The organism is Vibrio sp. Sgm 5 (assembly GCF_026241575.1).
Classification (GTDB): Bacteria; Pseudomonadota; Gammaproteobacteria; order Enterobacterales; family Vibrionaceae; genus Vibrio; species Vibrio jasicida.
The window spans coordinates 70,641-77,089 of the sequence record NZ_JAPHPY010000025.1 but is presented as its reverse complement, the minus strand read 5'-3'; the positions used below and the strand labels follow the sequence as shown (position 1 = coordinate 77,089).

Below are 6,449 nucleotides of genomic sequence, written 5' to 3'. Positions count from 1 at the left end.
GAAGAGGCCCAAGTCATCGCAGCGATTCATCGTGTCAGAGATGGGTATATCAAGGAAAGAACAGCCGCGATGTCTCGAATTGGAGCTATCTTGCTTGAGTTCGGCCTGAGTTTTCCAAAGGGGCATGCAAAGATGAAGTCTCTCTTCCAATGGCTAGCGGAGCAAAAAGTATCCTTGCCGGAGAGTTTGCTGTGTGAATTAGTGTCTATCCATGAACACTACAAATACCTTAATGAAAAGGTCAAAGCTCAAGACAGTAAGCTTCAAACCGTTGTTAATAATAACGAAAGTGCACAATTGCTGAAAACTATCCCTGGAGTTGGCGACCTTACCTCGACGTTGTGCGTTGCCGATGTAAGCTCCCCAAACAATTTCACCAATGGTCGGGAAATGGCAGCTTGGTTAGGGCTTGTACCAAGACAATTCTCTACGGGAGGAAAGACCAAACTACTTGGCATGAGTAAACGAGGCAATAAACATCTCAGAACTCTGTTTATCCATGGAGCAAGAGCAGTCCTCTCAAGACTAGAAACGACAGGGAAAGTGTTTGGTGAGCGGCTCATCAAGCTCCGGGCAACGAAACCATTTAATGTTGTGGTCGTCGCACTTGCCAACAAGCTAGCCAGAATAGCTTGGGCGGTGTTGTACCACCGCCAAGCTTTTAAGGCTGTATAGCTATAACCAAGTTTGCAACGCCAATGAACGTGATGACAAAAACGGTCAATCGGCCAGATTAAGAACCTGATACAAAAAATAGCAGTTAATGCTTTGGGCTTTTTAAGGATAATCTGGCGCAGATATCATCGTGGAGCTGGGAAGCTAGAGCTCCCAACAAGGACTCCGAATACATTAGCGCAAACCAACTCCGTTATGACTTAATTGTAGTTGCAATAACGGGGCGGACCATACATTTTTATATCATCATAAGTAGGCATTCCCCTAAGATGATTTTCTTAAGTGATAATTCCTTTCTAATTCATTTAGATATGATCTAATCATTAACCGTTATCGGTTTATGCCGTACTCAGAGCCCCTCCTGAATAGGGAAAACTTTAGGAGCCGTCATGAAAAGATCTATCAAAAAAAGAGAGCAAAAAGCTGTCATTTTTTTGTGGCTCCTCATCAGTGGCTCTTGGTTATGGCGGCAGCTGATAAGTATGGAATATCTCGTTCACTAATTACGGAAAATTACCTTCGAATATTGAGGTTCATCCTCAAGGAAGCCTTACTTTCAAGGATGAGAGAAGGCTTTCACCTCTATCAATTCGCTAAACATATTCAATATACATCTATGCATCCTGAATTAGGTTATACATCAACACAGACCGTTTGGAATAAGCACCTCCGAGACTCCTTCTCCTTTTACCTTAGCAAGGCCAAGATTATAATGACAAGAGTCTAACTCTAAATACACCGTACGGAGCAGATTATGATCACGGAAAGTCACTCGTACTTTTGAGTCGACCATCGCAACAAGGACAATATCAACATCACGCACCATCTTACTGGCACAACCAAAAGAAAATAGAATAAAAATAAACAATACGCTTTTCATCGTACCCAAAAGTTCCAAATATTGAGCCCAAACATTACTGAACTAACTCTCTATTCGGATAGCATCTCATGTTTTTTTTTATACCCCTAGTCAACACAAAACCGAAACACTATTTACTCACTTCAATCTATGTTTTTGATGGTTAAACGATTGTGGAATTCGAAAACCTTCTCTGGACAAACATCTAGACAACGCCCACAACTGATGCAAGTTTGATCCATGACTCGCCTGTCCCCTTCTTTTAAGGGCTGACGCAAAATTTCAGGTTCTGGGCAGACATAAAAGCAGTCCATACATTTCGTACACTCTTCTCTGCGCACAGCAGTGACTCGCATTAAACTCTTGCTACCAATCACGCTGTACGTTGCTCCCAGTGGACACAAGTGACCACACCAGCCGTGCTCAACTAACAATAAATCCAGCACAAACACCAATAAGATCAAAACCCAGCCAGCGCCCATGCCAAATACCAAACCACGATGCAGTGCCGCAACAGGATCCAGCCAAGTCCAAAGCACTGAGCCCGAAATCGCGCTGCCAAGCATCAATGCAGGGATTAACCAGTAACGAATATTTGGCGACCAACGATAGCTCGCTTTGAGATTGAGTTTTCTGCGCAGCCACGCAGCAAAATCCGTCACGATATTGAGTGGGCATACCCAAGCACAAAAAGCGCGCGGAGCAAGAATCGCGTAAAACACCAACACAATCGCTACGCCTAGGAAAGCGTTAAACTCTGGAATATGACCTGTGGCGAGAGACTGTAATACAATCAGAGGATCGCTTAATGGCACCGTATTAAGCAGCATACTGGAAGACAAATTGCCTTGCAGAATGCCCCATGTTGGCCCTGCCATAAACAGAACAATGATGATCAGTTGGCATAATCGACGTAAAATGAGAAAACGATGCGCACGCCACCAGCCCAGTTTTTCGATGGCTTCTATGCCAGCATCTTGCGCTAAGTTCTTGGCCATTATTGACCTCCTTTGAGCGACTCAAGCGCACCACTTGGCACTGGATTATCTGCTGGTAAGACATTTTCAAGCGGCTTGTCGATTTCTTGCCAGCCAAAATTGTAGTGGCTACCAACCTTACCTTTCGCTAGATCCGTTGGCACCACTTTGATCGCAGCCACATCAAGCACACAAGCTTGTTCGCATTTGCCACAACCCGTACACACATCAGAATTGACGGTCGGGATCAGCTTCGCGTGATAGCCCGTTCTATCATTACGAATGTTCTCCAGCGTTATCGCTTCATCAATTAGCGGGCAGACACGGTAACAAACGTCGCAACGCAAACCTTGCCAGTTCAGACAGGTCTCGTGGTCGATCAGCACAGCCGTCCCCATTCTCGCATCGTCTATATCGGTAAGATCATGATCCAACGCACCGCTAGGACAAGCCACGACACAAGGGATGTCTTCACACATTTCGCAAGGAATATCGCGCGCAGTGAAGTACGGTGAACCAGTTGCAACTGGGGATAGCAGACTCGCAAGCTTCAAAGTGTCATAAGGGCACGCCTGAACACACAGCCCACAACGAATACAGGCAGACTCAAAATCACCTTCTGGCAAAGCGCCAGGCGGACGAATAGGCACACCTTTAGTTTCGCGCGCTTGGCTCTGCAAAGACTGCAATCCAAGAACACACGCTGCCGCACCCACACCAGCGGCGGTACGGGCAGTGTCACGCAAGAATCGACGTCGACTTTGCGAGGTTTTTGATTGAGAGGATTTCATTATTATTTTCCTCAAACACGCTCTAATTGCTCTTAAATAAGTTAAGCATAAATAGCGCTAAAAAGGTGTGCTCCCCATACCCCATAAGAGGTAACTCAAGTATCTCTTGATTAAAATCAACTCGTTGCAGATACCGACTTCACACTTTAGTGAAAATGGCTTTATTTCGTTATTTCAAAGTTCACCATTATTCTCCATAAAATGAGAGTTACTCAGTATAAAAATTCAACACAAAATCACTCTCATTGGTATTTTCAATGATAATCCACTATGAAAAGTTAAAATTAGAAATACGTAACATACTAAATTAAAAGTAGTTTGGTTCCTAAAGCTAAAAAAATACTATTCAAACCGCATTTCTCTGGTTAGATTGAAATTAATTCCAATAAACCAAAGGAGAGAAGCATGGAAATCATCGTACGTCCAACCACTGTTGAAGACGCTGCTGCACTAGTCGAAATCTATTCACAACCGAAAGCACAACGTGAAACCCTGCAACTCCCTAAGCCATCTCTCGCGATGTGGGTCGACCGACTATCCAACATGCCCACAGGTGTTTACAGTTATGTCGCAGAAATCGATGGTAAGGTGGTCGGAAACATTGGCTTTCATCACTCCCAACGCCCAAGAACATCACACACGGCCTCGTTTGGAATCGGTGTGCACGATGAGTTTCACGGTTTAGGAGTCGGCAACGCGTTGATCAGCACCGTAACGGATCTCGCCGACAACTGGCTCAATGTTCGACGTATTCAAATCGAAGTAAACACCGATAACGAAGCTGCCATTGGCTTATACAAGAAACACGGTTTTGAAATAGAAGGTGAATTGGTCGATGCCTCTTTTAGAGACGGTGAGTTTATTAATACTTACAGCCTAGCCCGTATCAATAAACCGAAAAACTAACGTCTATTGACCTAAAAACTGCCTTTATATACCCAAGTAACCTCGAGATACTTGGGTATATCTACCTTCGGGTCGATTTTGCTTTCTTCGCAGTTTCTACCCCAAAGAGTCCAGGACACGTTTGGTGAGCGCTTCGGTATAAGGGTTAATCTTCCAATGATCTGGACTCCACCCTTTTACAAAGCGTTGGAAATCCGCCCAAGCCACGGCAAATAAAGGTCGCCACTCTTGTTCGACCTCAGATGGTTCTAACTCGGTTTGATAATGTTTCAGTGCTGTATTTAACGCAACAAAATAGGTATCAAGCACCCAAGGTTCCATTTCAGCACATTTATCAGGATCGACAGCACTGCTCATAAATAGCGCGACATCTTTCATCGCGCAACCATGACCGACGTATTGAAAATCGACCGCGGCAACCGCCGAGTTTTGCGAATTGAAGCAGAAGTTTGCTAGCTTCGCATCGCCATGAATCAAGGTTTGAAATCGCGCTTGTTTTAGAGTTTGGTCGATTAACCCTGCCCTCTTTTTCAACCGAGCATCTTGAAGGACTGCCAATTCATCAGGTCGAGTATCTAAGTGCCAATACGTTCCCGTTTTCCATAAAGCATCATGATGAACGCCAATGTATCGCGCATGAAAGTTAGCAAGCCATTCTAAACACGCTTTTAGTTGGGCTTTTCCTGCACTTTTCATTACGTTTGGGTACCCCGCCAGAGTAAGATCTTCCATCACGATCAACCATTCCGTTTCATTCTGAAAGCATTTAAGCCCTTGAGGAATACGGCAACGCTCATCAACTGTTTGACTGAAGTATTGATACCAACTCACTTCAACTTGGTAAGAATGCAGCTTACGTTTATGGGAGCGGTCGGTATTCCAGCCTCGCGGATGCTCAGACGGTTTTGGTAATTGAACATGCTTTACAATAATGGAGCGCTGCGAAAAGGTCAGTCTGACCAACTCTCCGTATCCGCCCCATAAAGACTGGATCACATCGACACCTTGAAGCAAACCAAGTTCCAGTTCATCTCCGATGCTTTGATAATGTGGGTTATTCATTGATTCCATCAAGCGAGTAAATGCGACCATTCTGGGTGTGTTGCCATGTATTTAATCACGTATGGGCAAATGGGCACAATAGTGTAACCAAGCGCTTCAATCTCAGGTAGAACCGACGCCATCATGACGCTTCCATAACCTTTGCCGCGAGCTTCTTCCGGAATAAGCGTCGAAGTAATATGCATCTCCCCATTCTCGAGTTTATAAGCCACTTTCGCTTTATGGTCTTGGTCTAAATCGACCCAGAAAATCTGGTTTGTTGTGTCATGTGTCACTTTCTGCATTATCTACCTCCCACTTTTGGCCTCTGTTTTATTGAATCAATCTATATGACTGCATAGAATGATATCAACGCAATAATCTAGTCAATTCCTACTAATTATCATAGCGCGGAACACCTTCTCGAATCAGGTACGACAATAAGAATGAGAAATATGATGGCGAGCGCCACGGACAGTCGAGCGTCTCTACAGAACAAAAACGCCCCAGAACGTCAGGCAAGCACATTAAATAGCACCGATGCAATGGCAATGGTGGAACACGGCAGTGAAGTCACATTGAACGTGACGACACCTGTTGGAACGAAGTTCATCACCACGAGCACCTTCATGGGTTGCCATTCAAATAATACCGCGTTGATAGAAATTCCAAACATTTCAGATGAAGATTTGAAGTTCTATTTCCAAGAAGGTTTTTGGATTAACGTAAAAGCGTATTCGCATCGCGGCGAAGGTGCGGTTATCCCTTTCAGAGCACAATTACAGCACCGCTTGGGTGATCCATACCCGTTACTGGTGCTGAGTTTGCCAAATACCATGCAAGTGTATCAACTAAGAAAAGAAGTGCGTTACGAAGTAAATTTACGTTCTCGACTTCAGTTTGAACAGTACCGAGCTGAGTGTGAAATACGCGACCTATCAAAGAGTGGTTGCCGTTTTGTAACTTCACCAATGAGTCGAACACTTCAAGTCGGAGATCAGATTACGTTAGATATCACCATGCCAGGAAATGGACGTCTGCTTGCACCATTAAAAGGGAAAATTTGTAATCTGCAAAAATCGGTGCATTACGCGCGTTACGGCGTGGAATTTGATGACTTTGGCAAAGCAAACGCTAAGAACTTATTAAGCCACCTAAAATTTGATGGCACCAAGCTAAAGCTGAAAGGCTAACGCAAAG

The 6,449-nt window shown here is 44.4% G+C and carries 7 protein-coding genes; 3 read left to right on the top strand and 4 right to left on the bottom strand.

Annotation, left to right across the window (positions count from 1 at the left end; translation table 11 throughout):
• A partial coding sequence (locus OQJ86_RS15035) for an IS110 family transposase (protein WP_265988259.1) occupies positions 1 to 675 on the top strand: 675 nt, incomplete at its 5' end.
• A 1,002-nt stretch (positions 676 to 1,677) separates the two neighbouring features.
• Here the strand turns inward: OQJ86_RS15035 and napH are convergent.
• Both napH and napG read right to left on the bottom strand, forming a co-directional pair.
• The gene (gene napH / locus OQJ86_RS15030; RefSeq protein ID WP_265988258.1) at positions 1,678 to 2,532 is read right to left on the bottom strand and encodes a quinol dehydrogenase ferredoxin subunit NapH; all 855 of its coding nucleotides are present in this window, start codon (positions 2,530 to 2,532) and stop codon (positions 1,678 to 1,680) included.
• Positions 2,532 to 3,302 carry a ferredoxin-type protein NapG gene (gene napG, locus OQJ86_RS15025; protein WP_038876341.1) on the bottom strand — a complete coding sequence of 257 codons (771 nt, stop codon included), beginning with the start codon at positions 3,300 to 3,302 and terminating at the stop codon, positions 2,532 to 2,534. The genes napH and napG overlap by 1 nt, the downstream gene beginning before the upstream one ends.
• A gap of 405 nt (positions 3,303 to 3,707) precedes the next feature.
• On the opposite strand from napG, the gene OQJ86_RS15020 reads away from it, so the two are divergent.
• A complete protein-coding gene (locus tag OQJ86_RS15020; RefSeq protein WP_038868463.1) occupies positions 3,708 to 4,208 on the top strand; it encodes a GNAT family N-acetyltransferase in 501 nt (166 codons plus the stop codon).
• Between the two features lie 96 nt (positions 4,209 to 4,304).
• Here OQJ86_RS15020 and OQJ86_RS15015 read toward each other — a convergent pair whose 3' ends face one another.
• Positions 4,305 to 5,279 carry a phosphotransferase gene (locus tag OQJ86_RS15015; RefSeq protein WP_038868462.1) on the bottom strand — a complete coding sequence of 325 codons (975 nt, stop codon included), beginning with the start codon at positions 5,277 to 5,279 and terminating at the stop codon, positions 4,305 to 4,307.
• Positions 5,279 to 5,554 (bottom strand): GNAT family N-acetyltransferase, encoded by a 276-nt coding sequence (locus tag OQJ86_RS15010; RefSeq protein ID WP_038868460.1) that lies wholly within the window; start codon positions 5,552 to 5,554, stop codon positions 5,279 to 5,281. Before OQJ86_RS15010 ends, OQJ86_RS15015 begins: the two co-directional genes overlap by 1 nt.
• Positions 5,555 to 5,704: 150 nt before the next feature.
• Here OQJ86_RS15010 and OQJ86_RS15005 point away from each other — a divergent pair, with 150 nt between their 5' ends.
• Positions 5,705 to 6,442, top strand: a complete 738-nt coding sequence (locus tag OQJ86_RS15005) for a flagellar brake protein (RefSeq protein WP_227740533.1) — start codon at positions 5,705 to 5,707, stop codon at positions 6,440 to 6,442.
• Positions 6,443 to 6,449: the final 7 nt, after the last annotated feature.

Excerpts from the sequence above, each read along its gene's own strand:
- OQJ86_RS15020 (WP_038868463.1), top strand. The coding sequence starts at position 3,708 with ATGGAAATCATCGTACGTCCAACCACTGTTGAAGACGCTGCTGCACTA.
- napH (WP_265988258.1), bottom strand. The coding sequence starts at position 2,532 with ATGGCCAAGAACTTAGCGCAAGATGCTGGCATAGAAGCCATCGAAAAA.
- napG (WP_038876341.1), bottom strand. The coding sequence starts at position 3,302 with ATGAAATCCTCTCAATCAAAAACCTCGCAAAGTCGACGTCGATTCTTG.
- OQJ86_RS15010 (WP_038868460.1), bottom strand. The coding sequence starts at position 5,554 with ATGCAGAAAGTGACACATGACACAACAAACCAGATTTTCTGGGTCGAT.
- OQJ86_RS15015 (WP_038868462.1), bottom strand. The coding sequence starts at position 5,279 with ATGGAATCAATGAATAACCCACATTATCAAAGCATCGGAGATGAACTG.
- OQJ86_RS15005 (WP_227740533.1), top strand. The coding sequence starts at position 5,705 with ATGATGGCGAGCGCCACGGACAGTCGAGCGTCTCTACAGAACAAAAAC.